Consider the following 24,888-nt stretch of genomic DNA (forward strand, 5'->3'; position numbering starts at 1 on the left):
TTCTCGCCGTTTCCGTACCCACGACGGCCGGGCGGTCAGCCTACGAAGATGCAGAACGGGTGGCCCGCCGGGTCGGCGTAGACCCGGAGCGGCTCCTCGGGGTCGTCGGACCGGTCGTACAGCAGCCGCGCCCCGAGGGCCAGGGCGCGCTCGTGCTCGCGGTCCAGCTCGGCGACGTCGTGGACGCTCGTGTCGAGGTGCAGCTGCTGGGGCACGTCGTGCTCAGGCCACGTGGACGGCGTCAGCGAGGGCACCTGCTGGAAGGCGAGCTGGACGCCGCCCGGGTTGCGCAGGACCAGCCAGTCGGCGCCGCGCGGGTCCGGCTCGCTGGGGGCCGGCGGCTCGTCGCCCGCCCGGTACGTGAGGTCGAACAGCTCGCGGTAGAACTCGGCGAGGCGGCGCGCGTCGGTGGCGTCGAGCACCACCTGGACGATGGTCGGCATCGTCATGCCCTTTCGTCGGAGAGCTCGTCGGAGTACTGGTCGGCGAGGCCGCGCAGCATCGCGGTGTACGCCGGGTAGTCCACGTCCTCGGGGATGTTCGTGTTGCCCGCGCGCATCCCGACCACCCCGTCGACCTGCTCGCGCAGGATGTCGGCGTGCCCCGCGTGCCGGGCGAGGTCGACCGTGACGTGCAGCAGGATCGTGTGCAGGTCGGTGGCGCCGTCGTCGCCCCACCACGCGACGCGCCCGGGGGCGTCGAGCGGCAGGCTCTCGATGGTCTCGTCGGCGAAGGCCCACACCCGCCGGTAGAGGTCCAGGACCTGGGCCGTGCTCTCGTCGGCCGTCGCGTAGTGGTCGGCCTGCGGGTCGTCCGGCAACGACGGGTCCGTCCAGGGCGCCATCCACGGCACCTCCTCGGGCGTCGGCCACGCGCGACCGAAGGTGTCGCCGAAGTACCCGATCTCCACGCTGGCCGCGTGCTTCACCAGACCGAGCAGGTTGGTCCCGGTGGGCGTGCGGGGCAGACGAGCGTCGCGTTCGGACAGCCCCTCCACCTTCCACACCAGCGCCTCGCGGGCGGAGCGGAGGTAACGATGGAGCACGGACTTGGCATCAGCGGGCGTCGTCGTCATGTGGCACAGCCTGCCCGGCGGTGCCGACAGAGCGCACGGGGAATAGGCGAGGCCCTCGGGGCGGAGACTCAGCGCACGCGGGCGGCGAGCACGGCGACGTCGTCGCGCTGCGTGCCGCGCACCATCCGGTCGACGACGCGCTGCGGCAGCTCCGCCGTCGGGCAGCCGTGCAGCTCCTGCAGCGTCTGCAGCAGGTGCGCGGTGCGCGCCGCGTAGCTCCTGGTGCGCAGCTCCACCAGGCCGTCGGTGTACAGGATCAGGGTGTCGCCGGGGCGCAGCCCGTCGGCGTGGTCACGGCGGGCGGCGGACGGGTCGACGCCGAGCATGAGGTCCGGGCGGCCGACGAGCTCCTCCGCCCTGCCGTCGGCACGGACGACGACCGGGCGCGGGTGCCCGGCGCTCGACCACCACAGGCGGCAGGCGTCGTCGCCGGTGCCGGGCTCGCCCGGGCCGGTGCGGTCGAGCCGCGCCACCGTGGCCGTGCCCGTGGCCGCGAGACCGAGGCCGCGGTTGGCGCGGTCCAGCTCGCGCAGCAGCCGTGCCGGCGGGGCGTCCTGGCACCAGGCGAGCGTGCGCAGCATGCCGCGCAGCTGGCCCATGCGGGCCGCGGCCTGCATGTCGTGGCCGGTGACGTCGCCGATCATCAGCACCGTCGAGCGCGCGTCCAGCTCGACGGCGTCGTACCAGTCGCCGCCCACCTTGTCCGTGCGCGTCGCGGACGCGTACGTGGAGGCGAGCTCGAGGTACGGCACCTGGGGGAGGTCGGTGAGCATCGCCGCCTGCAGCGTGGTGGCCACGTGGTGCCGGTCCGCGAGCACGCGGATCCGCACCAGCGCCTGTGCCACGGACGACGCGAGCGTCGCTGCGGTGCGCCGGCTCTCGTCGTCATGGTCGTGCGCGCCGCGCCACAGCAGCACGACGACGCCCAGCAGCTGGTCGTCGACCACCATCGGCAGCAGTGCGAGGCCGCCCAGCGAGGGATCCACCCACGGCGCCCAGCCGGGCTGGTCGTGCAGGGCGGCCGCGCCGTCGCGGTAGAACGCCGGGCTCCGCGAGCGCACGACCGCGGCGACCGCCGGGTCCGAGGACCGCCAGTGGCGCGGCAGGTACGGGTATGCGCCGTCGCGCTCGATCAGCGTGAGGCCCGTGCCGGTGCCGTCCGCGAGCGCGAGCGCCGCCCAGACCGTGCCCAGGCCGGGCCCGGAGGCGCGCAGCGCGTCCACGATCTCGTCCACGGTGGTGGCGGAGGCGAACCGGTCGCTGAGGTCGAGCAGCATGCGGGTGCGGCGGGTGGCGTGCACCGCGACCTGCTGGATGCGGTGCGCCCGCTGGCGTTCCAGGCGCAGGCGCAGCTCGGCCGTGCACGCGGCGGCGAGGTCGGCCAGCGTCGCGAGGTCGGTGGCGCTCCACTCGCGGGCCTCGACGTCCAGCGCGCACACCGTGCCGACGGCCGTGCCGTGCCGGTCGAAGATGGGGAAGCCGGCGTAGGACCCCATCCCCAGCTCGGTGACGGTCGCGGTGCGCGACAGGCGCGGGTGGGCGCGCAGGTCCTCGACCACGAGGGCCTGGCCCGTCCGGACGGACTCGCCGCACAACGGCTCGGCCAGGGTGGTGCGCCGGGTGACCTGGTACGGCTCGGGCAGCCCGCGGGCACCGGGGTAGACCTGGGAGTCCGGCAGCACGAGGGTCACGAGGGCCGTGGGCACGCCGAGCTGGCGCTGCACGAGCCGGGCGAACCGGTCGAAGGAGTCGTCGGCGACGGGGCGGGCGAGGCCGGCGGCCACGAGGGCCTCGATCGCGGGGGCGGCGGTCACGGCCGCGCACCCCGGTCTCGGGTGTGCGCACCGGGACCTGCGACCATGCCCAGGATTCTTCCACGCGGGTCCCCGGATATCCTCGCGGCACGATGGACCTCACCCGGTACGGCCCTGCCCCGGTGCTGCGGCTCGTCGCCGCGGGACTCGTCTCGGCGTCGGCGGTGCTGCTGTTCGCCGTGCACGTGCGACCTGTCGCGTACCTGCCGCTCGCGGCGGGCGTGGCGCTGGGCCTGGTCGTCGACCGGCGGCTCGGGCGCGACCTGGCGCTGATCGCCGTCGCGCTCGGCATCATCTCCACGATCCCGCTCCAGGCCGACCTGTCGGACGCCGGGATGGCACGCTTCGCCGTCGTCCTGTCGCTGGCCGTGCTGGTGCCGTGGGCGGCGTCCCGGTTCTGGTTCCGGGACGACGACGGCGCGGGCGCGGTGCGGTTCCCCGTCGCGACCGGCCGGCGCTGGTCCCGCGGGCAGTACGTGTACCTGGTGGTCGTGGTGCTGGTCGGCTACCTGGTGCTGCCCTGGTACTTCCTGGGCTCGGGCGCCTACCTCAACTGGCCGCCGTTGTCGGGCGGGCAGGACGTCGCGCGGCTGTTCGTCGGCGTGAACGCGGTGGGCATCTGGGACGAGCTGTTCTTCGTGTGCACCGTGTTCACCCTGCTGCGCCGCCACTTCGGCCTGTGGACGGCGAACGTGCTGCAGGCCGTGGTGTTCGTGTCGTTCCTGTGGGAGCTGGGCTACCGCGAGTGGGGCCCGCTGCTCACCGTGCCGTTCGCCCTCGTGCAGGGCTGGATCTTCAGCCGGTACAAGAGCCTGCCGTACGTGGTGGCGGTGCACCTGCTGTTCGACGTGGTCGTGTTCGCGGTGCTGGTGCACGGGCACCACCCGGACCTCTTCGACGTCTTCGTCACCGCTCCCTGACCCGCCGGCGCAGCGCCCCCTCCACGAGGGGGACGGCGACGGCGACGAGGGTGAGCGCGGCCCCCACGTACGTCGCCGTGCCGGGCGGCGCGACACCCGGGGAGACGACGTCGAGCACGAGGGCGCCCACCACCTGGCCCGCGATCATGCCGAGCCCGAGCAGCAGGACGCCGGTGCGCTGCACCACCGCGGCCTGCAGGGCGATGAACGTGACGCCCAGCAGCCCGCCGGAGTAGAGCAGCAGGTCGGGCGGCAGGCCGCCGGTCGGCGCACCGCCGACGGCCAGCGCGACGAGCATGACGACGAGCAGCGCGGCCGTCCCCACCACGAAGCTGACCAGGGTGGCGGCGATCACCCCGCCGTCCCCGCCCAGCCGGGGGCGGGGAGCTGCGGGCGCCGGGTCTCGCACGGCCGACCGCACCCTGCCGTTGAGCGCCTGCTGGAACGACTGCAGCACCCCCGCCACCAGCGGGAACAGCGCCAGCCCGAGCGCGGCCGTCGACGCCCCGGCGCCCGAGACCACGACCACCGCGACGACGGTCAGCACCGGGCCGAGCGCGCGTCCCAGCGTGACCAGGCGGACGCCGCCCGGGGCGATGCCGAGGCGGTCGATGACGAGCGAGCTCACCGACTGCCCGGCCACCAGGGCGACGGTGAACACGGCGACGCCGAGCGCGTCGACGGTCAGCCCCTGCGACATCACGAAGAACGCCCCGCCGAGCCCGCCGAGGCACTCCCACGGGCGCAGGGCGCCGGACCGCAGACCCGACCCGACGCGCCGCACGGCGACGCGCCCGGTCCGCGAGGCGACGAGGGCGAGGAGCAGGAGCACCAGGCCGGAGCTGAACGAGAAGAAGGCGGCCACGAAGGCGTTGTCCACGGCGGTGGCGAGCGAGCCGTTGACGCGGCTCTGCAGCGCGGCGGCGAACCCCGCGACGATCGCGAGCGCCACCCCGGCGGCGCGCTGCCGTCCGGGGACGCCCGGTGCCACGGTCACGAGATCGTCCTGGCCGAGGCCGCGGAGCAGGTCCCCCTCGTCACGTGAGGTGGTCGAAGTCCCCGCGCGCCCACGCCGCGTGGCGCTCGGCGGAGCGGAGCACGACGGCGCGCGCGTCGGCGGGGATCACGCCCTCGAAGTTGTTGTAGAGCCGGTCGAAGGGGCGCCGGGCGACGTGCTCGGCGACCCGCGTCGCGACGGCCCCCGACAGGGGGAGGTGGTTCGGGTAGCTGCGCATGAAGCTCGCCGTGCCGTCCGGGTTGGCGAAGATCGTGTCGCCGGACAGCAGGACGCCCTGGCCGTCGGCGCCGGTCCAGTGCACCACCGCCGAGCCGGGGAAGTGCCCGCCCGGCTGGCTCAGCACCACGCCCGGCAGCACCTCGCGCTCCCCCTCGGGGCCGGGCGTCCACGTCTCGATCACGGCGTCCGGCCGTGCCACCCAGCCGGCGTCCGCCGCGCTCACCAGGACGGGGACGTCCCGCCCGGTCGCGGCCGACAGGCGACGGCTCCACTCGACCTGCACGCCGTACATGTGCGGGTGGCTGGCCGCGACCAGCACGTCCCCGCCGCCGGCGGCCTCGACGACCGCGGCGACCCCGGCGTCGTCGACGAACCCGAGCGGGTCCCACAGCAGCGCGCCGGCCGGCGTGCGCACCACCTTCGCCTGCTGCCCGATGCCGACCCGCGGCGTGGCGTGCAGGGCCAGCAGCCCGGGCTCGAGCTCGGTGACCTCGATCGCGAGACCGTCGGCGGCCAGCTCGTCGAGGGTGGTCCACGCCTGGCCGGTCGTGGGCACCCACTGGCGCTCGTCGGCGCAGATCGCGCAGACGTCGGGCCGGGTGGCGTGCTCGACCGCGCAGGTGCGGCAGATCCAGAAAGGAGCCGTGACCGGAGTCGTCATGGTGGCCATCGTTCCATCTCGCGACAGTTCCATCTCGACAGTTCCGCCTCGCGACGGAGGCACCCGCAGCCGGCGCTCCCTACGCTGGGCGGATGCCGCTGCAGCCCGTGACCCGGACCAGACGCGTCCTCGAGTGGTTCGGCGTCGACGTCGACTGGGAGCGGGTCCCCACCGACCCGGCCCGCGCGTACCGCGACGACCTGTGGCTCGGCCTGGCGTTCGCGGCGGTCGCCGTGCTCGGCACGGAGCTCGGCCGCAGCATCGGGTACTTCGAGGACGTCACGACCCCGGTGCCCGTCCTGTACCTGCTCACCGTGCTCGGCGCCGCGCCGATCGCGCTGCGCCGCCGGTACCCGCTGGCGGTGCTCGCCGTCGAGTACCTGCACTTCCTGCTCGTCGGCATCACGGTGCCGACCCTCACCATGCTCGCGCCGCTGCAGGTGGTCTACTTCGTCGCGCTCTTCAGCGCGGTGGCGTGGGCGCGGGACCGGCGCGCGATGCTGCTGGTCGTCGGTGCGGTGCTCTTCGTGATGTTCGGGTGGATCGTGTGGCAGTTCGCCGTCGGCGCGGGCGTCGAGGGCATCGTCGAGCAGATGGGTCTGGACGACGTGCAGCCCGGGCTCATCAGCCCCGTCGTGGCGTGGGTCGCGTTCACCTGGCTGATCAACCTCGCCTACTTCTTCGGGGCGATCTGCGCCGGCCAGCTCATGTGGCACGGGGCGCGGCGGCGGGAGCAGCTCGCCGCCCAGGCCGACACCATCGAGCGGCAGACGGCGGAGCTGCAGCGGCAGGCGGTCGTCACCGAGCGGGTGCGGATCGCCCGGGAGCTGCACGACGTCGTCGCGCACCACGTGTCCGTCATCGGCATCCAGGCGGCCGCCGCGCGGCGGATGCTCCCCGGCGACCCGGCCGCGGCCGCGACGCCGCTGGCCACCATCGAGGGGGAGTCCCGGGAGGCGGTCGCGCAGATGCGCGGCCTGCTCGGCACGCTGCGCGGCATCGAGGCCCCCGACGAGCCCCGCGGCGCAGCTGCCCGGATGCCCGAGCCCGGCCTGGCCGACGTCCCCCGCCTCGCCGACGGCGCGGGCGGGCTCGACGTCGAGGTGCGGGTCGTGGCGGAGCCGGGCGCCGTCGACGAGGTGCCCGGGCCCCTCGGCCTCAGCCTCTACCGCACCGCCCAGGAGGCCCTGAGCAACGTGCGCAAGCACTCCACCGCCCGCCGGGCGAGCGTCGTCGTCCGGGTCGACCGCCGCCCCGCCCGGCGCGACGACCCCGCCGCAGAGCGGTTCCCGCACGGCTTCGCCGAGGTCGAGGTGCTCGACGACGGCCGCCCCCGGCAGGGCTCGGCCGGGACCGGGCTGGGCCTCGTCGGCGTGCGCGAACGGGTCGCCACGCACGGCGGGCTGGCCGACGTCGGGCCACGTGCCACCGGCGGCTACCGTGTGCGGGTGCGCCTGCCCCTGCCCGAGGACCGCCCGTGACCAGCGCCGACGCCCCCGCGGGCGCGGCGCCCGTGCGCGTGCTCCTCGTCGACGACCAGCGCCTGGTGCGGTCCGGCTTCGCGATGATCCTGTCCGTCGAGGCCGACGTCGAGGTGGTCGGCGAGGCCGCCGACGGCGCCGAGGCCCTGGAGCAGGTGCGGGCCCTGCGCCCGGACGTCGTGCTCATGGACGTGCAGATGCCGGTCATGGACGGCATCGAGGCCACCCGGCGCATCGTGGCCGACGACCTCGCCCGGGTGCTCGTCCTCACGACGTTCGACGACGACGCGTACGTGGACGACGCCCTGCGCGCCGGCGCGTCCGGCTTCCTGTTGAAGAACTCCGACGCCGACCGGCTGGTCGACGCCGTGCGGACCGTCGCGAAGGGCCACGCGCTCCTCGCGCCGGAGATCACGCGCCGCGTCATCGAGCGGATGGTCGCGGGGGAGACGTCGGCCGTGCCGACCACGGACCGGCCCGACGGCGCGCGGCCGGACCAGCCACGGCCGGACCAGAGGCTGGACCACCTGACCCCGCGGGAGCGCGAGGTCCTGGTGCTCGTCGGCCGGGGGCTGTCGAATGCCGAGATCGCGGCGGAGCTGTTCCTCGGCGAGGCCACCGTCAAGACCCACGTCTCCAACGTGCTGTCCAAGCTGCACCTGCGCGACCGCGTCCAGGCGGTCGTCTTCTTCCACCGCACCCTGACGTAGCGCTCCGGGCTCTTCCCCGCCTCGTCCGGGACCGCAGCGCTACGTCGACGACGTGGGCGACAACGAGTAGGACCGGCCTGCCGGCCAGGGTTGCGAGGTCCAACCCTCGGAGTCGAGAACCTTGCGGATCTCGTTCTCCACGGTGGCCTGGGCCACGTCGCGGCCCGTGAACCGCAGCACGAGCGCGCCGCGTGCGGCGAGCTCGTTCTGCCGGCGCCGGTCGCCGAAGAGGGCACCCGGCGCCGTATGGACGTCGCGACCGTCGAGCTCCACGAGGAGCACCCGGCCCGCGGGCAGGATCCAGGCCAGGTCGACGCGGGCGAGGAACCGTCCGCGCGCGTCCCGGACCACGAGCTGCAGGGCGTCGGGCGGGCATCCCGCGTCCGCGCAGGCCAGCCGCGCCGCCGTCTCGATCGGGGACTCGGCCCGCGGGTCCGACACGTCCCACCAGGTACGGGTGCGTGCCGCTCCGCGCCGACCGCGGGCGGCGTCCCGTGCCCTGCGGAACTCGTCCTCCGTGACGACCCGTCGCTGGCGGGCGGAGTCCATGAGGGCGACGGCGTGCCGCCGGTCGAGGTCGGGCACGGCCTGGGCGAGCGCCAGCTCTCCAGGGACGCAGGGCAGGCCGCCGACCACGACCCACCGGCGCAGGCGCTCCCGGCGGACCCGCACCCGGCCCCCGCCGGTCCGGGGCGAGCCGTCGGGGAAGGTGACCTCCGGCGCGATACGGCGGGGCGCGCCCTGCGCCCCCAGCAGCACGAGCGCCGCGACCCCGGTCGCGACGGAGCCCGGGTACGCCAGCAACCCGCAGATCGCCTCGCGTCGGCGTGCGCTGTCGAGCGGGTCGTGGCGGTCGTGGTGCCCAGCCGCGACCCACGTGGTGTCGAGGACGCCGCGCATCACGCGCTGCCACCGTCCCTGCCGCACGTGGGCCTTGACCTGGCTGCTCGTCATGCCGTGCTCCTGGCACTGGCGGGTCGAGACGAGGCCGTCCTGCGAGGCTGCGACCCGCTCCAGCGAGGCGGGGACGAGGATCCGACGAGGCATGACAGCAGCCAACCGGACCGGCGTCGCCCACCGGCGCGGTCATCCACAGGCGCCGACGTAGCGCTCCGGTCTCTTCCGGCACCGGGAAGAGACCCGAGCGCTACGTCGACAGGGGGAGCACTGCTCCACCTTGCGGCGGATCACACCGGGACGCGCGGTCCGTAGGTTCGTGGTCATGGACAACGACTTCCTCGAGGTACGGGGACTGACCAGGACGTTCGGCGACCTGACCGCCGTCGACGACGTGTCGTTCGCGGCGCCGGCGGGGCTGCTGACCGGGTTCGTGGGCGGCAACGGCGCCGGCAAGACGACGACCATGCGGATGATCATGGGCGTCCTGGCCCCGATGGCGGGCGAGGTGCGGTTCGGCGGCCGGCCGGTCACCCGGGCCGACCGTCGAGACTTCGGGTACATGCCCGAGGAGCGCGGGCTGTACCCGAAGCAGCCGGTGCTGGACCAGCTGGTCTACCTGGCGAGGCTGCGCGGCATCTCGGCCCCGAAGGCGCGCGCGGAGGTGCTGGACATGCTCGACCGGCTGGGGCTCGCCGGCCGGTCGAAGGAGCACGTCGAGAAGCTGTCGCTCGGCAACCAGCAGCGCGTGCAGATCGTGGCGGCCCTCATGGGCGCCCCGCGGCTGCTCGTGCTCGACGAGCCGTTCAGCGGCCTCGACCCGGCCGCCGTCGACGGGATGGTCGACCTGCTCGCCGAGCACACGTCCCGCGGCGTGCCCGTGCTGTTCAGCTCCCACCAGCTCGACCTCGTGGAGCGGCTGTGCGAGCGGCTCGTCATCCTCAAGGGCGGCCGCGTCATGGCCGACGGCGCGCCCGGCGACCTGCAGCGCACCGGCACGCTCCGGCACCGGCTGGTCGTCGACGGCGACGCCGGCTGGGTGCGCGGCGTCCCCGGGGTGCACGCGGTGGACGTCGACGGTCCGGTCGCCCTCCTCGAGGTGGCGGACGACGTCGCCCTGCACCGGCTGCTCGCCCAGTCCCTCGAGCGCGGCGGCGTCCGCGAGCTCACCCCTGTCCGGCCCACGCTGGCCCAGATCTACCGCGAGGTGACGGCATGACCACCACGACCCCGACCCGCCCCGGCCCCGGCACCCACGGCCCGGACGCCGGCCGCCAGGGCGACGCCGGCACGCGCGGCGCGTGGCTCGTCGTGATGAACCGCGAGATCGTCGTGCGCGCCCTCAACAAGACGTTCCTCGTGGGGCTGCTCGTCTCGGTCCTGATCATCGCGGCGCTCTCGGCGTTCTTCGCCTGGCAGGGCAGCAAGACGGACTCGTTCACGGTGGCAGTCCCGGCCGGGGACACGGCGGCGGCGGCCGCGGTCACGTCCGCCGGGGCCGTCCCGGAGGAGCAGGGCGGCGGCGCCGAGCTCACCACGGTCGAGGTGCCGGACGACGCGGCCGCCCGTGCCGCGCTCGTCGACGGCGACGCGGACGCGTGGCTGCACCCGACGGCGGACGGCGAGGGCTGGGTCCTGACCGGCGAGGCGAGCCCCGACTCGACGCTCACCCGGCTGCTCACGGTCGGGGTCGCGCAGCAGACCCTCGAGGTCAACGCGGAGGCGGCGGGCACCACCACCGCGGACCTCACCGCCGGCGGCACCCTGTCCACGGACCGGCTCGACGGGACCGCCCTCGACCCGCAGGCGCTGTTCTTCGCGTCGTTCGGCCTCGCGCTGCTGTTCTTCATCGGCGTCATCGGCTCCGGCCAGATGATCGCGGGCAGCGTGGTCGAGGAGAAGCAGTCGCGCCTGGTCGAGATCCTGGCCACGGCGGTGCCGCTGCGGCACCTGCTGGCAGGCAAGATCCTGGGCAGCTCGGTGGTCGCGCTGGCGCAGAACGTGGTCTTCGCGGCCGTCGGCCTGGCGGCGCTGTCGTTCACGCCCGCCGCGTCGATCCTGCCCGCGCTGTCGACGTCGCTGGTGTGGTTCGTGCTGTTCTTCGCGGTCGGCTTCCTCGGCCTGGCGGCGCTGTACGCGGTGGCGGGTGCCCTCGCGTCGCGCGCCGAGGACCTGCAGCACACCACCACCCCGATGACGATGGCGATCATGGGCGTCTACTCCCTGACGTTCAGCGCCAGCGGCAGCCTCCTGACCGTGCTGTCGTACGTGCCCGTGGCGAACGTCGTCGCCATGCCGGTGCGCGTGCTGTCCGGTGCTGCCGCGTGGTGGGAGCCGGTGCTGTCGCTGCTGGTGCTCGCCGCCTTCGCCGTCGTCGCCCTCCTGGTGAGCGAGCGGGCCTACCGCGGCGCGCTGCTGCAGACCGGTGGCCGGATCTCCTGGAAGCGGGCGCTTGCTCGCGGCTGACGGGCACCGGGTGGGGGAGTCCCCCGAAATCGCTCAGGGTTCTCCCCCGAACGTGCCGAAAACCCTGGGCGCCAGCGGCCCTCGATCTCTAGCGTCAGGCCCATGACCGCCGTCGACGCCGCCCGTCTGCAGTTCGCGCTGCTCGCCGGGACCCACTTCCTCTTCGTCCTGGTGACGCTGGGGCTGGGCCCCGTCGTCGCGGTCCTCCAGACGCGCTGGGCGCTGAGCCGCGACGCCGCCCGCGCGGCGACGCTCGAGACCGCCACCCGGTTCTGGGGTCAGCTCTACCTCGTCAACTACGCGCTGGGCATCGCGGCGGGCATCGTCATGGAGCTCCAGCTCGGGCTCCACTTCCCCGGCCTGCTGGACGTGGCCGGCGGGGTGTTCGGCGCCCCCCTGGTGATCGAGACGATGGCGGCGTTCTTCCTGGAGTCCACGTTCCTGGGGCTGTGGGTGTTCGGGTGGCACGTGCTGCCCCGCTGGGCGCACACGGCAGCGTTCTGGGCGGTCGTGGTGACCGGCTACCTGTCGGCGTTCACGGTGATGGTGGCGAACGGCTTCCTGCGCCGCCCCGTCGGCTTCACGATGGTCGACGGCGAGGCGCGCGTCACCGACGCGGCCGCGCTGGTCACCAACCCGGCGGCCCTGCTGTCCGCCCTGCACGTCGTGGGCGCGTGCCTCATGGCGGGCGCGTTCCTGCTGGTCGGCGTGAGCGCGTGGCACCTGCGCCGCACACCCTCGCTCCCGGGCGCGGCGCTGCCGCCCCAGGACGACGTGTGGCGCCGGTCCCTGCGCACCGGCCTCGTCACGGGCACGGTCGGCGCGTTCCTCGCGATCGGCTTCGGGTACGCGCAGTTCGGCTACCTGCAGGACGTGCCGGGCGGCAGCCCACCGGTCGTGGGCATCGCGTACGCGGTGATGCAGGGCGTCGCGTCGGCCGTGTTCCTCGTCGGGTGCGTCCTGCTGCTCCTGCTGCCGCGCCAGGCGCTGTTCCGCCTGTGGGGGCCGCTGCGCCGCGGGCTGTTCGCCACCCTCACCGCCCTCCTCCCCGTGCCGTTCCTCACGGCGCTGCTCGGCTGGGCGGCGCGGGAGATCGGCCGGCAGCCGTGGGCCGTCGCGGGCGTGCTGCGCACGGAGGACGCCGTGTCGGACGCGTCGGCGGCCACCGTCGTCGCGTCCCTCGTGGTGCTGGTCGGCGTCATGGTGACCCTCGCCGTCGTCGACTGGGTGGTCCTGGCACGGCTCGCGCGCCGCGGCCTCGCGCGGCTCGCACTCGGCGCCCAGCCCGCCGAGGTGCTGCGCGACGGCGGACCGGCGGACGACGCCGGGGACCGCCCGCTCGACGACGCGGACGCCCGCGCCGACGTCCTCACCTTCGGAGGAGCGCGATGAACGCGACCGGCTGGGGCCTGCTGCTGACCGTGCTGCTCGCGGGCTGGGCGGTGCTCGACGGCGCGGTGCAGGGCGGGGTCCCGCTGGTGCGGGCCCTCGGCGGCCGGGACGACCCGCGCCGTCGCGTCGTCCTCGCGACGGTCGCACCGCTGCTGCTGCTCGGCGAGGTGTGGCTGGTCGCCGCGGCAGGCGTGCTCCTGGCGGCGTTCGGGCACGTCGAGACGCTGCTCTGGTCCGCCGGCTACCCCCTCGTCGTGGCGCTCCTGGTGGCCTGGGTCGTGCGCGACGCCGCGCTGTGGTTGCGCAGCCGCCTCGCGGCGCCCGGCTGGCGCACGCGGTGGGACGCCGTCGCCCAGGTGGCGTCCCTCGCGCTGCCCGCCGCGTTCGGCGCCCTCACGGGTGTCGCGTGGGTGGAGCTGTCCGCCGTCGGCGCGCAGGCCGCGCACGGGTCGGGGGCCGCACAGGCGCTCGCCGTCGGCCTCCCGCTCGTCACCGCGGCGCTCGCCGTCGCCGCGGCGCGGGTGCACGGCGGCCTCGTCGTCGCCGCCCGGGCGCCGGAGACGATCGCCGTGGACGCCCGCCGGCGCGTCCGGCGCGCCCTCGTGCCGGCCGCCGCGCTGGCGACGCTGGCGGCCCTCGGTGCGCTGGCCGTCGCCGCCCTGGGGACGGCGTCCGCGCTGGTCGCGGCGGTGCTGCTGATCGCGGCGTCGGGCCTGGCGCTCGCGGCCCGGTTCGACCTCGACCGCGGCGTGCGGAGCAGCGGCGCGGTGCGCTGGTCCGGCCCCGTGCTGGCCGTCGCGCCGGTCGCGGCGACCGCCGCCGTCGTCGGGCCCGCCGCGGTCGCGCTCGCCGCTGCGCCCGCCGTGCTGCACGGGCTCACGTGGCCCGTGCTGGGCGCGTTCGCCGCCGTCCTCGTCGCGCAGGCGGTGAGCTGGCGGGTGCTGCTGCGGCCGCTCGGGCCCCGCACCGTCGTCTTCCTGTGAACCGCTTCCTCTGAACTCCTCTGAACCACGCGACGGTCGCCCGCGGCATTCCTGACGCGGACGTCACGCCGGGGCAACATCGCCGCAACGCGCGCCGCGCAGCATGGGGGCGAGCGGCCACCCGGGCCGCGAGAAGGAGGCCCACGATGCCGGTCCCGACCCCCACGCCCCCGAGCCTGCGGCCGATCCTGTCGTCGTCCTCGCCGTCGGCCAGCGCTCCGACCCGCCGGCCCACGGCGGGCGACCGCCTCACCGTGGACCCGGACGACCGCCGCCGCCGGGCCCGCACCGCCCTGCTGGAGCTGGCCGTGGCCCGCACGGTGGAGCGCCGCCGGGTGATCTGAGGGCCGCGCGCCCCAGGCGGCGCGCCCACGCCCTGCGCCCGGCGCTACGCTCCGGCCATGTCGCGTCGTCGCCGGAGCTCGATGGCCACCTTCGAGCTCGAGCCCGAGGAGCTGCGCGCCGACGACCCCCGCGCCGACGACCCCCGCGGACCCGACGAGGACGCGCCCGGCCCGGGGGAGCGTCTCGGCGCCGCGCTGCGCCGCGTGCGGCCGCGGACCTGGGCGGTCGTGGCGGGTGCCGTCGTGGGGGCCGTGGTCATCGCCGGCGCCGGGACCGCCGTGGGGAACGCCCTGGCGGAGCGGCACCGGCTGGCGCTCCTCGCCGCGGCGCCCGGCGGGGTGCTGGACGTCGCCGCCGTCGTCTCCGGGGCGGGCGGCTGGAGCGTGGACACCGACAGCGGCGTGCTGGCCGTGCTCACCGGTGGTGAGGTCGTCGTGCAGGACGGCGCGGACGCGGTCGGCCTGGACGCCACGACCGGTGCCGAGGTGTGGCGCGAGACCCTCGGCTCGCTGGTGGAGTGCGGCCCGACGCCGTACTCCCCGGCCGACTGGGCGACGCCCGTCGAGCAGGTCGTGTGCCTCAGCGGCGAGGACACCGACCGCACGGTGACGGTCGTCGCCGCGGACGGGACGGTCGTCGGCAGCCGCGGGCTCGGCGACGTGTCCGACCTGGTGGTCGCGCCGGCCGCGGGCGGGTCCCTGTTCGTGGTGGAGCCCGACGGGCCGCTCCCCGCCCCCCGGACCGTGGCCGGCGACGGCGCGGTGGAGGGGGCGCTGCGGACCCTGGACGCACCGGGCTCGCACGCGCGGTTCGAGGACGCGCTCACCGGGACGCCGACGGAGCCCGTGGCGATCCCGTTCGCGCCACGGGACTCCGAGCTGTGCGTCGGCTGGGTGGACGACGACGTCCAGCTCACCTTCGACGGCTACATGATCCTGTCGTCGCCGCGGCTGGTCGAGTTCGCGCGGTGCGGGGCGCAGCTCGTCGCGGCGCCGCCGGGGGCGGACGCCATGGCACCGCTGGTCGGGACGCCCTCGGGCGACCAGGAGGTCACGCCGTCCGTGGACGGCGGCGTCGTCGTCCCGCAGGAGGACGGCCGCACCCGGCTGACCGCGCTCGGCGGTGCCGACGTGGGTGCCGACGGGGGTGCCGACGGGGGTGCCGACGTGCTCCTGCCCGGCGTCCTGCTGGACCCGGACGCGACCGACGGCACCGTCGGCCCGCGGCTCGTCCTGACGGCCGACGGGCTGGAGGCGCTCGACCCCGACGACCTCACCGGGGACCCGCTGTGGGTGCGTCCCCGGCCGGGTGCCGGAGGGTCGGACGCGGGGGTGGTGGACGACGGGACGGAGGTCCTGGTGCGGACCGCCGACGCCGTGCTCCTCCAGGAGGCCACGGGCGCGCTCGTCGGGCTGGACCGGGACACGGGGGCGGAACGCTGGCGCGTCACCGAGCCGGTCGACGGGTGGCAGGACGAACGGTGGCTGCAGGACGTGGTGACGGACGGGCACGACGCGCTGCTGATGGTCGTCGTTCCCGACGGCGGGCTCACGTGGGTGCGGCTCGACCTGGCGACCGGGGAGGTGCGCCAGGCCGACGCTCGCGACGGGATGGCGAGCGCAGCCGTGGGCGCCGTGGACGGCACCCTGCTGCTGCGGACGTCGACCGGCACCGGCTCGATCGACGACGTCGGCGGCGGGATCGTCGTCCACCGGGATCCTGGGTCGCTGCAAGGGGCCGGCCGGGCTTAGTTTCAAAGGGTGGCCCGACGGCGCGGCGCCGGCTCTGACGCCTACACGTTCGACCTCGAGCCCGACGGCGACGAGGGGGACGACGCTGCCGCGGAGGTGCGGGCCACGCGTCCGGCCTCGGGTCGGGCCACTCGGCGAGGCACTCGTCGGGCCACACGTCGGGGCACCCCGTGGACGACCGGGTCCGCCGGCCCGCTGCTGATCGACCTCGATCCGGCCGACGACGTGGACGCCGCCGAGCTGCCCCCCGCGGAGGCCGGGGGGCTCACGCTGCGGCAGGCGGCCGAGCGCGCCCGCGGGTTCCTGCGCGGCCGACGCCTGGTGGCCGCGGTGGTGGTCGTCGCGGCGGCGCTCACGGCGGTGGTGGTCGACGGCGTGGGCGACCGCGGGCGGCTCGCCGCGCTGCGCGACGCGCCCGGTGGCGTGCTGGACCTGACCGACGAGCCCCGCGAGGTGTGGCGGGTGCCGACGGAGGGCAGCGCCCCGGGCGGCCTCGTGGGGGTGCTCGGTGGGCTGGTGGTGGCGCAGCAGCGGTCCGCCCTGCTCGGGCTGGACGTCGAGACCGGCGCGCGGGTCTGGAGCGTGGACCTGCCCGACGGGTCGACCACCTGCGGCCCGGGTATGCAGGTCTGGTCCGGGGACTTCCAGCCGGAGCCGGCGGAGCGGGTCGTGTGCGTGTCCGGCACGCCGGACGGTGCGCAGGACGGCCGCCCGCGCAGCACGGTGACGGTGGTGGACGCCGAGGGCTCGGTGGTGGGCACGCGGGACGTCGGGTTCACGTCGACGATGGCCTTCCCCGGTCCCGGCGGTGGGCTGCTCACGGCGGCGTGGGTGGGCGACGCCGCCCCGGTGGACCCCCTCGTCGCGGACGAGGTCGCCGCGGGCGTCGCGCACGCCGGCGCCATCCCGGACGGCTACGACCTGCGGGTCCGGCTCGAGGACGGCGCCACGGGGAAGGTCCGCTGGGAGCGGACGCTGCCGTTCGACGCCGCCGTCGACCCGGCGATGTGCGTGCGCTGGGGAGAGGACGGCACGACGTCGGGGGTGGACCTGCGCGGCGGCGTGCAGGTGTCGGTCACGGACCGGGTGGTGTGGCTGGGCGGCTGCGGCGTCGACGCGTGGTTCACGCCGGACGGCGTGCGGCTGGACCGCCCCCAGGACCCGGGGACGTTCGAGGGCTTCTCCGTGGAGCCGCTGGCCACCGGCGGCTACGTGGCGGGCGTCGACGCCGACCTCCTCGGAGGTCGGGACCCGGAGAGCCCGGACCGGCTGCTGCGCGACGACGGCAGCGAGCAGCGCGAGCTGCGGGGCCGGTACCTGGTGCCGCTGAGCACCGACGGCGGCGGCGACGGCGTGGTGCTGGAGCGACGCGGTGACGCGACGGTGGCGACCGACGCGGACGGCGACGAGCTGTGGAGCACCGCGGTGAAGGGGTCGAGCCTGCTGGTGCGCACGGCGCAGGTGGCCGTGGTCGTCGACGAGGGCCGCCGCGTGCACGGGCTGGACATGGGCACCGGCGAGGTGCTGTGGACGAGGCCGGACCTCGTGGAGGGCGTGGAGGGGCTGGGGGCCTACGGCCCGCGGTTCGTCGAGGCGGCGTTCACCGACGGGCGGCTCGCCGCGTTCGTGGTGCCGGACTACGCCCGTGGCGACGTCGTGCACTGGGTCGCGCTCGACGCCGCCACCGGGAGGCAGCTCTGGCAGCTGGAGCTCGGCGGCGACGGCTGGGGGATCCAGCTCGCCGTCGCCGGGCGGCTCGTGCGGTGGTCACCGACCGCCATCGTCGGCCTCGGCTGACGGGTCGTCGGTGCCGGTGGCCAGCTCTTGGCCGGCGAGCACGAGGTAGACCTCGCGCCGGGCCCGGTCCAGGACGGCGGCCGCCGCCTCGGCCTGCGCGCGGGAGCCCGCGCGCGCCACCTGCTCGACGGCGCCGCCGAGGGCGCGCATCGCGACGTGCAGCTCGTGGCCCTGGCGGCGCGGGTCCTCGGCCACCTTCTGCCACGGGTTGCCGAGCTCGTCGCGGTGCTCCTCCACGTACGCGCGGCCCTCGTCGGTGAGCGTCGCGAGGCGGCGTCCGCCGTCCTCCGACACCGCGACGAGGCCCTCGTCCTGGAGCTGGGAGATGGCCGGGTAGACGGCGCCCGGGCTGGGGCGCCAGCGGCCGTCGGTGCGTGCGGCGAGCTCGGTGATCACCTGGTAGCCGTGCATGGGCTGCTCGGCGAGCAGCAGGAGCAGCGCCGCGCGGATCTCGCCGCGGCCGGCACGGCGGCCGCCGCCTCGGTGCCCGCGGGGGCCGAAGCCCGGTCCGAAGCCGGGTCCGAAGCCGGGTCCCGGCGGGAAGCCGGGGCCGAAGCCCTCCGGGCCGGGGAACTCCCCGCGCCGGCGGCGGTCGCCGCGGGGGCCGGGCTGCCGGTCGAAGGGGTGCCGGTCGAAGGACCGGGGGTCGAAGGTACGGGGGTCGAATGAAGTGTCTCGGGGGGTTCGCATGAGAGGTGTCCTCACTGGTTCGGGGGTCTGTGGTCGAGGTGTCGCCCGGGGAGGGTCGGCGCTGATCGCCGGTGCATGCCGCTCGACGCATGGTGCTCGACGCATGGTGCTCGACGCATGGTGCTCAACTCTGGCGGCGACACATCTAAGATAGGACGCGATATATCGTTAAGCAAGAAGCGATAGGTGTGACGTAGGTCACTCTGATTCCGGTTCGGTGACGAGCCCGGGAGAACGCGCAGGGGTGCGCCTACGTTGTTCGGCATGGACGTCCTCCTCGTCAGCGTGCTCGCGGCGGTCGTCGTCATCGCCGTCACCGCCCTGGCGCCCCGTGCCGGGGTGGCCGCGCCGCTGGTGCTGGTGCTGGTCGGCGTCGCCGTGAGCTTCGTCCCCGCCGTCGCCGCGATCGAGATCAATCCCGAGGTGATCCTCGTCGGGGTGCTGCCCGCGCTGCTCTACGCCTCCGCGGCGTCGTTCCCGTCGATGGACTTCCGTCGCGACTTCACGGCCATCGGCGGCATGGCGGTGCTGCTGGTGGTCATCTCCGCCGTCGTGCTCGGGTTCGTCTTCTCGGCCGTCATCCCGGGGATCGACCTGGCCGCGGGCATCGCGCTCGGCGCCATCGTCAGCCCGACGGACGCCGTCGCCACGTCGATCATCAAGAAGCTGGGCGCGCCGCAGCGCGTCGTCGTCATGCTCGAGGGCGAAGGGCTCCTCAACGACGCGACGTCGCTGGTGCTGCTGCGCTCCGCCATCGCGGCGACGGCCGTGAGCGTGAGCGTGTGGGGCGTGGTCGGCAGCTTCTTCAAGGCCGTGGTGATCGCCGTCGTCATCGGCCTGGTCGTCGGGCGTCTCGGCCTCTGGGTCCGCGCGCACCTGAAGCACGCCGCGCTCTCCACCGCGGTGTCGTTCGTGGTGCCCTTCGCGGCCTACCTGCCCGCCGAGGAGCTCGACGCGTCCGGCATCGTCGCCGCCGTCGCGGCCGGCCTCGTCACCAGCACCCTCTCCGCCCGGCACCTGCGCCCCCAGGACCGGGTGGCGGAACGCATGAACTGGCGCACCATCGAGACCCTGCTCGAGGGCGGGCTGTTCCTGGCGATGGGCCTCGAGGTGTTCGGGCTCGTGGAGGACGTCCGCGCCGTGCACGGCTCCCTGTGGACGGCCCTCGGCGTCGCGGCGCTCGCCGCGGTCTGCGTCGTCGCGCTGCGGGCCCTGTTCGTGCTGCCGCTGCTGCGGTACCTCTCCGCCCGGCGGCGGCGCGCGGGACAGGTGCGCGAGACGCTCGACGAGATGCAGCAGCGCGTGGCCGCGAAGCTCGACGAGCTCAGCGACTCCCACGGGATCATCACGCCGCAGGCGGCCACGGAGCTGACGAGGTCCTGGTCCGGCCCGGGCCGGCCGGAGGGCGGGCTCGGCAACGTGCGGCGCCAGGTGGCCAAGCAGCAGCGCCGGCGCAGCGTGCAGGCGGCGAGGCGCGCCGCGGCCGGGACCTTGTCCGAGGGGCAGAAGGAGCGGCTGCGCAAGCGCCGGCTGGACCGCGTCAACGAGTTCCGGAAGAGGTTCACGCGGCGGATCGCGGACGTCGACTACCTGCTGGCCGCGCCGCTCGGGCCCAAGGAGGGCGTGGTCATCGTCTGGGCGGGCATGCGCGGCGTCGTGACGCTCGCGGCGGCGCAGACGCTGCCCACCAGCTTCCCGCAGCGCTCGCTGCTCGTGCTCATCGCGTTCGGCGTCGCCGCCGGCACGCTGCTGGTGCAGGGCGGCACGCTGCCCTGGGTGGTGCGGCGGCTCGGCCTGGCCGGCGTCACGTCGTCCCGCTTCGTGGAGGGCACCGAGGGGCTGCGCGAGATCGTGGACGGCACGGCCCGCGCGATGCTCGACGACCCCGACCTGCGCAGCAAGGACGGCACCCCCTACGCGCCGTACGTGGTGGAGCGGGTGCGGACGGTCGTCGTCCGCGAGCAGCGGGACCAGGACGAGGAGGAGGAGACGCCGGAGGAGCTGTCGGCACAGTTCTTCGAGCTCCGCCTCGCGACGATCGCCGCGCAGCGCAAGGCCCTGCTCGAGGCCCGAGCCGTCGGCACGTACGACTCGGAGCTGCTGAGCAGGGCCTTGGACCAGCTCGACGCGGACCAGATCGCCGTCGAGATGCGGGGGCACCTCGACGGCTGACCGGCCCGTCGCGTCGGGTCAGGACGACGTGGTCAGGACGAGGTGATCTCGCTGCGTGCCACGCGCCACAGCCCGCCGGCGAGGGGCGCCACCACCCAGATGAGGCTGGCGGTGGCGAGGTGCGCCCAGCCCGCGCCGTCGAGGTCGCCGCCGAACAGGAGCGGCTCGGTCGCGGTACCGAGGTCGATCCACGGCAACGCGTCGGCGAGGCCCGAGACCAGGCCGCCGAGGATGCCGAACAGGGTGGGCACCAGCAGCAGGGTCACGATGGCGGCCGGGGTGCTGCGCAGCAGGAGGCCGAAGCCCACGCCCTGAGCCATGAGCAGCACCACGGTGACGGCGAGGAGCAGCACGGCCCGGACGGAGAGGTCCCACGCGGGGTCGGCGTCGCGGAACAGGATCACCATCAGGTGCGCGAGAGCGGCGAGCCCGACCGTGAGGACGAGGAGCGCGAGCCCGGAACCGATCGCGCCGACCACCTTGGCGAGCCCGACGCGGGTGCGCCGAGGCTCCAGCGTGAACGTCACGAGGGCGGTGCGCTGCGACCACTCGGACGTCGCGGCGAGGACGCCGACGATCGGCAGCAGCATCGCCATGGGCGTCGTCGTGCCGGTCACGAAGGCACTGAACGAGTGGTTGCCGCCGTTCACGGCCATCATCACGGCGAGCACGCCCGCGGTGACGACGGCGATGATGGCGAGCATCCAGCGACCTGCGCGGGTGTCGAGCTGCTTGCGCCACTCGACGAGCGTGAGGGTGCGGAAGGACACGGGGCGCACGGCGTCGCGGGCGCCGCGGGTCTTGGTCGCGTCGCGCGCGACCGTCGGGGCGGTGGTCATGCCGGCACCTCCGTCCGGGTCTGCTCGCGGGCGTCGTCGGCGGTGAGCTCGAGGAAGAGGTCCTCGAGACCGCGGGAGTCGGCGGCGCGCAGCTCGGCGAGCACGACGCCGACCCCGGCCGCGGCGCGTCCGACGTCGAGCGGCTCGGCCTCGACGGAGAGCCCGCCGGTCGTGAGCTCGACGACACCGACGCCGCCCTGGCGCAAGGCGCGGGCGAGCTCGGCGTCGTCGGTGGAGCGGACGAACGTGCCGGCCTGGCGCAGCAGCTCGTCCTTGTGCCCCTCGGCGACGACGCGGCCGCGGCCGATGACGACGATGCGGTCGGCGACGGCCTCCATCTCCCGCAGCAGGTGCGAGGAGAGCAGCACGGTGCCGCCGCGGGCGGCGAAGCCGGCCAGCAGGTCCCGCATCCAGCGGATGCCGGCGGGGTCGAGCCCGTTGGCCGGCTCGTCCAGGATGAGCACCTCGGGGTCGCCGAGCAGCGCGGACGCGATGCCCAGCCGCTGCCGCATGCCGAGCGAGTACTGGCCCACCCGGCGGGCGGCCTCGCGCTCGGTGAGGCCCACCTGGTCGAGGGTGGTGTCGATGCGCCGGCGGTCGACGCCGGTCATGAGCGCGGCGAGCGTGAGCACCTCGCGGCCGGTGCGGCCGGAGTGCTGGGCGGCCGCGTCGAGCAGCACGCCCACGCGCCGGCCGGGGTTGGCCAGGGCGGTGAAGGGCATGCCGAGCACACGCGCAGAACCCGACGTGGCGGGCGTGAGCCCGCAGATCATGCGCATGGTCGTGGACTTGCCGGCGCCGTTCGGGCCGAGGAAGCCCGTGACGTGGCCGGGCTCGACGGTGAACGACACGTCGTCCACGGCGGTGGCCGGCCCATATCTCTTGGTGAGGTGCTCCACGGTGATCATGGCTCCAGCCTGCCTGGGCGGGCGGCGGCGTCGCGTCCGGCTAGGGGATGGTTCGTGTCCTCCTTCCGGAGGATGCACCCCCCGCCGGTCGGCGGATGCCCGGCGCCTCGCCGCTGCCTAGGCTCGACGTCGTGCACCCTGTCCCCGCCCGCCCGTCGAGAGCCCGCCGCGCGTGGGGGGAGACGTGGCGGGTGCTGGCGGCGCTGTTCGCCGGGCTGACGGTGCTCCTGCTCGTCGCCTGGGAGGCCGACACGGGGGACCGGCAGGTCTCGGACGCCCAGGCCGCGCTCGACCTGGCCGTCGGGGTGCTGGGCCTGGGCCTCCTGCTGCTGCGCCGCAAGGCGCCGCTGACGGTCGCGCTGGTGCTGTGCGCGGCCTCGGCGGTGTCCGTCACGGTGGTGGGGGCGGAGGCCATCGCGGCGATCTCCTTGGCCACGTCCCGCCGGTGGTGGAAGATCGCGGCGGTCGGGGTGGTCTTCGTCGTCGCCGGGCGTGTCTACAGCGTGCTGCACCCGTACGTCGCGCCGGAGCCGTACGAGGGGTGGGTCGACCTGCTGACCGGGGTGCTCGTCTACGCCCTGTTCGTGTGGATCGGGGCGTACATCGGGTTGCGGCGTGAGCACCTTGCCTCGTTGCGAGAGCGCGCGGAGACCGCGGAGCGGGAGCAGGCGGGCCGCGTCGCGCAGGCGCGGACGGCGGAGCGCACGCGCATCGCCCGGGAGATGCACGACGTCCTGGCGCACCGCATCTCGCTGGTCGCGATGCACGCCGGCGCGCTCGCGTACCGGACGGACCTGCCGCCCGAGAAGGTCGCGGAGACGGCGGCCGTGGTGCAGACCAACGCGCACGCCGCCCTGGCGGAGCTGCGGGAGGTGCTGGGTGTCCTGCGGGACCCGGCGGCCCCGGCCGCACCCGAGCCCCCGCAGCCCACGTTCGCCGACCTCGACGCGCTGCTCGCCGAGGCCCGGGCCAACGGGGCGGACGTGCGGCTCGACGCACGGCCGGACGGCACCGACGGCCTGGGCGAGGTGGTGAGCCGGCACGCGTACCGCATCGTGCAGGAGGGGCTCACCAACGCCCGCAAGCACGCGCCGTGGGCGCCCGTGACGGTGACGGTGTCGGGCGCGCCGGGCGCGGGGCTGACGATCGTGGTGCGCAACCCGGTGCGCAGCGTGGGCCCGGCACGGCAGGGGGAGGCGCCGCCGGACTCCGGCCTCGGGCTGGTGGGTCTGGCGGAGCGGGTGGACCTGGTCGGGGGACGGCTGTCGCACGGCGTGACGACGGACGGCACGACGGGGGCGGGTGGGGGTGCGCAGTTCCGGCTGGAGGCGTGGCTACCGTGGGCGGCATGAGCGAGACGACGCGTGTGGTGCTGGTCGACGACGACCCGCTGGTGCGGTCGGGGCTGGCCCTCATCCTGGGCGGCGACCCGGGGCTGGAGGTGGTGGCGTCGGCGTCGGACGGTGTCGAGGCGCTCGACGTGGTCGCCCGCGAGCGGCCCGACGTGGTCCTCATGGACATCCGCATGCCGCGCCTCGACGGCATCGAGACCACCCGGAGGCTGCGCGACCGGCGCGAGCTGCGCGACGTGCGCGTCATCGTGCTGACGACGTTCGACACCGACGACATGATCGTCGAGGCACTCCGCGCCGGGGCGGCGGGGTTCCTGCTCAAGGACACGCCGCCCGCCCGCCTGGTGGAGGCCGTCCGCGCGGCCGCGGCGGGCGAGCCCACCCTGTCGCCGCGGGTGGCCGCGCAGCTCATCTTGGCCGTCACCGAACGGTCCGCGCCCGACGGCCGCCAGGCCGCGGCCGCCCGGGTGGACGCGCTGACCGACCGCGAGCGCGAGGTCGCGCTCGCCGTCGCGCGGGGGCTGTCGAACGCCGACATCGCCGCCGAGCTGTTCATGAGCGTGCCGACCGTGAAGACCCACGTCTCGCGCATCCTCACCAAGCTGGACGCCGCGAACCGCGTCCAAGCGGCCATCGTCGTCCACGACGCCGGGCTCGCTGCCGGCTGAGGGAGACGACACCCCGGGGGTGTGCGGCGGGCGGACACCGCCTCGGGGGCCGCGCTCGCCCCGAAGCTGCCCCACAGCCACCTACGGGCGTGCCGCGTCGGACGAGGGTGATCCGCGCCGACCGCCGCCGGAGACCTTGTCTTTTCACGGCCTGTAGGCCTGGCCCGACATCTGCCTGCGAGGCTGCCGCGAGTCCCGCTGGGCAGGAGCTTCCCGCCCAGCGCGACCGGCACCCGCTAACCGCGACAGGATCCGACCGGGCAGGACCGTCCGACCGGTTAGGAGTTTCCCGCCCAGCAGGACCGGCGCCCGCTGACCGCGACAGGATCCGACCGGGCAGGACCGTCCGACCGGTTAGGAGTTTCCCGCCCAGCAGGACCGGCGCCCGCTGACCGCGACGGGATCCGCCCGGGCAGGGCCGTCCGACTAGGCAGGAGCTTCCCGCCCAGCGCGACCGGCGCCCCCTGATCGTGACGGGATCCGCCCGGGAGGGCCGTCTGACTAGGCAGGAGCTTCCCGCCCAGCGCGACCGGCGCCCCCTAATCGTGACGGGATCCGACCGGGCAGGACCGTCCGGGGGGGCCGGATCGTTCGCCGGGCGCGGCGCCTTCGCCGGCGTGCTCCGGTCCTGCCCCGGCCCTGCACCGACCGTGATCGTGCGTGGCGTTGATTTTCGAAAAACACACCGGTTAGAGAACAACAACCACACCAATATTAACCCCCCACACAC

22 protein-coding genes are annotated in these 24,888 nt (G+C 75.3%); 13 read left to right on the forward strand and 9 right to left on the reverse strand.

Annotated features, from left to right (window positions below):
• Window positions 1–35: 35 nt before the first annotated feature.
• From ACWGKI_RS16725 to ACWGKI_RS16735, 3 genes are all read right to left on the reverse strand, one after another.
• A complete protein-coding gene (locus ACWGKI_RS16725; protein ID WP_452188453.1) occupies window positions 36–449 on the reverse strand; it encodes a VOC family protein in 414 nt (137 codons plus the stop codon).
• Window positions 446–1,075 carry a DinB family protein gene (locus ACWGKI_RS16730; protein WP_452188455.1) on the reverse strand — a complete coding sequence of 210 codons (630 nt, stop codon included), beginning with the start codon at window positions 1,073–1,075 and terminating at the stop codon, window positions 446–448. The genes ACWGKI_RS16725 and ACWGKI_RS16730 overlap by 4 nt, the downstream gene beginning before the upstream one ends.
• A gap of 68 nt (window positions 1,076–1,143) precedes the next feature.
• Complete coding sequence (locus tag ACWGKI_RS16735) at window positions 1,144–2,889, reverse strand: SpoIIE family protein phosphatase (protein ID WP_380243264.1); 1,746 nt, start codon at window positions 2,887–2,889, stop codon at window positions 1,144–1,146.
• Window positions 2,890–2,981: 92 nt separating this feature from the next.
• Here ACWGKI_RS16735 and ACWGKI_RS16740 point away from each other — a divergent pair, with 92 nt between their 5' ends.
• Window positions 2,982–3,809 (forward strand): CPBP family glutamic-type intramembrane protease, encoded by an 828-nt coding sequence (locus ACWGKI_RS16740; protein ID WP_452188457.1) that lies wholly within the window; start codon window positions 2,982–2,984, stop codon window positions 3,807–3,809.
• Here the strand turns inward: ACWGKI_RS16740 and ACWGKI_RS16745 are convergent.
• Entirely contained in the window at window positions 3,796–4,806 is a 1,011-nt protein-coding gene (locus ACWGKI_RS16745) for a DMT family transporter (protein WP_380243266.1), read from the reverse strand. The two genes, ACWGKI_RS16740 and ACWGKI_RS16745, sit on opposite strands and share 14 nt — an antisense overlap.
• Before the next feature lie 40 nt (window positions 4,807–4,846).
• Window positions 4,847–5,707: a hydrolase gene (locus tag ACWGKI_RS16750; RefSeq protein WP_452188459.1), complete on the reverse strand. Its 861-nt coding sequence runs from the start codon at window positions 5,705–5,707 to the stop codon at window positions 4,847–4,849.
• 92 nt (window positions 5,708–5,799) lie between these two features.
• Here ACWGKI_RS16750 and ACWGKI_RS16755 point away from each other — a divergent pair, with 92 nt between their 5' ends.
• Complete coding sequence (locus ACWGKI_RS16755) at window positions 5,800–7,188, forward strand: sensor histidine kinase (protein WP_452188461.1); 1,389 nt, start codon at window positions 5,800–5,802, stop codon at window positions 7,186–7,188.
• A gap of 83 nt (window positions 7,189–7,271) precedes the next feature.
• Entirely contained in the window at window positions 7,272–7,898 is a 627-nt protein-coding gene (locus tag ACWGKI_RS16760; protein WP_452188483.1) for a response regulator, read from the forward strand.
• A 39-nt stretch (window positions 7,899–7,937) separates the two neighbouring features.
• On the opposite strand, the gene ACWGKI_RS16765 is transcribed toward ACWGKI_RS16760, so the two are convergent.
• Window positions 7,938–8,945 (reverse strand): type IV toxin-antitoxin system AbiEi family antitoxin domain-containing protein, encoded by a 1,008-nt coding sequence (locus tag ACWGKI_RS16765; protein WP_452188463.1) that lies wholly within the window; start codon window positions 8,943–8,945, stop codon window positions 7,938–7,940.
• Window positions 8,946–9,120: 175 nt separating this feature from the next.
• Here ACWGKI_RS16765 and ACWGKI_RS16770 point away from each other — a divergent pair, with 175 nt between their 5' ends.
• From ACWGKI_RS16770 to ACWGKI_RS16800, 7 genes are all read left to right on the forward strand, one after another.
• Window positions 9,121–10,014 carry an ABC transporter ATP-binding protein gene (locus tag ACWGKI_RS16770; RefSeq protein WP_380243270.1) on the forward strand — a complete coding sequence of 298 codons (894 nt, stop codon included), beginning with the start codon at window positions 9,121–9,123 and terminating at the stop codon, window positions 10,012–10,014.
• Window positions 10,011–11,261 (forward strand): ABC transporter permease, encoded by a 1,251-nt coding sequence (locus ACWGKI_RS16775; RefSeq protein WP_452188465.1) that lies wholly within the window; start codon window positions 10,011–10,013, stop codon window positions 11,259–11,261. Before ACWGKI_RS16770 ends, ACWGKI_RS16775 begins: the two co-directional genes overlap by 4 nt.
• A gap of 102 nt (window positions 11,262–11,363) precedes the next feature.
• Window positions 11,364–12,653, forward strand: coding sequence for a cytochrome ubiquinol oxidase subunit I (locus ACWGKI_RS16780; RefSeq protein WP_452188467.1), 1,290 nt, complete (start codon window positions 11,364–11,366; stop codon window positions 12,651–12,653).
• Window positions 12,650–13,636, forward strand: a complete 987-nt coding sequence (locus ACWGKI_RS16785) for a cytochrome d ubiquinol oxidase subunit II (protein WP_452188469.1) — start codon at window positions 12,650–12,652, stop codon at window positions 13,634–13,636. The genes ACWGKI_RS16780 and ACWGKI_RS16785 overlap by 4 nt, the downstream gene beginning before the upstream one ends.
• A gap of 146 nt (window positions 13,637–13,782) precedes the next feature.
• A complete protein-coding gene (locus tag ACWGKI_RS16790) occupies window positions 13,783–13,980 on the forward strand; it encodes a hypothetical protein (RefSeq protein ID WP_380243274.1) in 198 nt (65 codons plus the stop codon).
• Between the two features lie 57 nt (window positions 13,981–14,037).
• The gene (locus tag ACWGKI_RS16795; protein ID WP_452188472.1) at window positions 14,038–15,732 is read left to right on the forward strand and encodes an outer membrane protein assembly factor BamB family protein; all 1,695 of its coding nucleotides are present in this window, start codon (window positions 14,038–14,040) and stop codon (window positions 15,730–15,732) included.
• A gap of 9 nt (window positions 15,733–15,741) precedes the next feature.
• A complete protein-coding gene (locus ACWGKI_RS16800; protein ID WP_452188474.1) occupies window positions 15,742–17,529 on the forward strand; it encodes an outer membrane protein assembly factor BamB family protein in 1,788 nt (595 codons plus the stop codon).
• On the opposite strand, the gene ACWGKI_RS16805 is transcribed toward ACWGKI_RS16800, so the two are convergent.
• Entirely contained in the window at window positions 17,500–18,219 is a 720-nt protein-coding gene (locus ACWGKI_RS16805; RefSeq protein WP_452188475.1) for a PadR family transcriptional regulator, read from the reverse strand. The genes ACWGKI_RS16800 and ACWGKI_RS16805 overlap by 30 nt on opposite strands.
• A gap of 264 nt (window positions 18,220–18,483) precedes the next feature.
• On the opposite strand from ACWGKI_RS16805, the gene ACWGKI_RS16810 reads away from it, so the two are divergent.
• Window positions 18,484–20,391: a cation:proton antiporter gene (locus ACWGKI_RS16810; RefSeq protein WP_452188477.1), complete on the forward strand. Its 1,908-nt coding sequence runs from the start codon at window positions 18,484–18,486 to the stop codon at window positions 20,389–20,391.
• Window positions 20,392–20,423: 32 nt separating this feature from the next.
• Here ACWGKI_RS16810 and ACWGKI_RS16815 read toward each other — a convergent pair whose 3' ends face one another.
• On the reverse strand, window positions 20,424–21,230 hold the full coding sequence (locus tag ACWGKI_RS16815) for an ABC transporter permease (protein WP_380243279.1): 807 nt from the start codon (window positions 21,228–21,230) through the stop codon (window positions 20,424–20,426).
• Complete coding sequence (locus ACWGKI_RS16820; protein WP_380243280.1) at window positions 21,227–22,138, reverse strand: ABC transporter ATP-binding protein; 912 nt, start codon at window positions 22,136–22,138, stop codon at window positions 21,227–21,229. Before ACWGKI_RS16820 ends, ACWGKI_RS16815 begins: the two co-directional genes overlap by 4 nt.
• Window positions 22,139–22,269: 131 nt before the next feature.
• On the opposite strand from ACWGKI_RS16820, the gene ACWGKI_RS16825 reads away from it, so the two are divergent.
• On the forward strand, window positions 22,270–23,490 hold the full coding sequence (locus ACWGKI_RS16825; protein WP_452188479.1) for a sensor histidine kinase: 1,221 nt from the start codon (window positions 22,270–22,272) through the stop codon (window positions 23,488–23,490).
• Entirely contained in the window at window positions 23,487–24,158 is a 672-nt protein-coding gene (locus ACWGKI_RS16830) for a response regulator (protein ID WP_452188481.1), read from the forward strand. The genes ACWGKI_RS16825 and ACWGKI_RS16830 overlap by 4 nt, the downstream gene beginning before the upstream one ends.
• Window positions 24,159–24,888 lie beyond the last annotated feature (730 nt).

It is taken from the genome of Isoptericola sp. NPDC055881, assembly GCF_053615895.1.

Bases quoted from the DNA above. Each gene is read 5' to 3' on its own strand.
- ACWGKI_RS16740 (WP_452188457.1), top strand. From the start codon at position 2,982: ATGGACCTCACCCGGTACGGCCCTGCCCCGGTGCTGCGGCTCGTCGCC.
- ACWGKI_RS16815 (WP_380243279.1), bottom strand. From the start codon at position 21,230: ATGACCACCGCCCCGACGGTCGCGCGCGACGCGACCAAGACCCGCGGC.
- ACWGKI_RS16765 (WP_452188463.1), bottom strand. From the start codon at position 8,945: ATGCCTCGTCGGATCCTCGTCCCCGCCTCGCTGGAGCGGGTCGCAGCC.
- ACWGKI_RS16820 (WP_380243280.1), bottom strand. From the start codon at position 22,138: ATGATCACCGTGGAGCACCTCACCAAGAGATATGGGCCGGCCACCGCC.
- ACWGKI_RS16805 (WP_452188475.1), bottom strand. From the start codon at position 18,219: ATGCGAACCCCCCGAGACACTTCATTCGACCCCCGTACCTTCGACCCC.
- ACWGKI_RS16755 (WP_452188461.1), top strand. From the start codon at position 5,800: ATGCCGCTGCAGCCCGTGACCCGGACCAGACGCGTCCTCGAGTGGTTC.
- ACWGKI_RS16775 (WP_452188465.1), top strand. From the start codon at position 10,011: ATGACCACCACGACCCCGACCCGCCCCGGCCCCGGCACCCACGGCCCG.
- ACWGKI_RS16770 (WP_380243270.1), top strand. From the start codon at position 9,121: ATGGACAACGACTTCCTCGAGGTACGGGGACTGACCAGGACGTTCGGC.
- ACWGKI_RS16725 (WP_452188453.1), bottom strand. From the start codon at position 449: ATGACGATGCCGACCATCGTCCAGGTGGTGCTCGACGCCACCGACGCG.
- ACWGKI_RS16795 (WP_452188472.1), top strand. From the start codon at position 14,038: ATGTCGCGTCGTCGCCGGAGCTCGATGGCCACCTTCGAGCTCGAGCCC.
- ACWGKI_RS16830 (WP_452188481.1), top strand. From the start codon at position 23,487: ATGAGCGAGACGACGCGTGTGGTGCTGGTCGACGACGACCCGCTGGTG.
- ACWGKI_RS16730 (WP_452188455.1), bottom strand. From the start codon at position 1,075: ATGACGACGACGCCCGCTGATGCCAAGTCCGTGCTCCATCGTTACCTC.
- ACWGKI_RS16760 (WP_452188483.1), top strand. From the start codon at position 7,272: ATGATCCTGTCCGTCGAGGCCGACGTCGAGGTGGTCGGCGAGGCCGCC.
- ACWGKI_RS16790 (WP_380243274.1), top strand. From the start codon at position 13,783: ATGCCGGTCCCGACCCCCACGCCCCCGAGCCTGCGGCCGATCCTGTCG.
- ACWGKI_RS16780 (WP_452188467.1), top strand. From the start codon at position 11,364: ATGACCGCCGTCGACGCCGCCCGTCTGCAGTTCGCGCTGCTCGCCGGG.
- ACWGKI_RS16810 (WP_452188477.1), top strand. From the start codon at position 18,484: ATGGACGTCCTCCTCGTCAGCGTGCTCGCGGCGGTCGTCGTCATCGCC.
- ACWGKI_RS16750 (WP_452188459.1), bottom strand. From the start codon at position 5,707: ATGACGACTCCGGTCACGGCTCCTTTCTGGATCTGCCGCACCTGCGCG.
- ACWGKI_RS16785 (WP_452188469.1), top strand. From the start codon at position 12,650: ATGAACGCGACCGGCTGGGGCCTGCTGCTGACCGTGCTGCTCGCGGGC.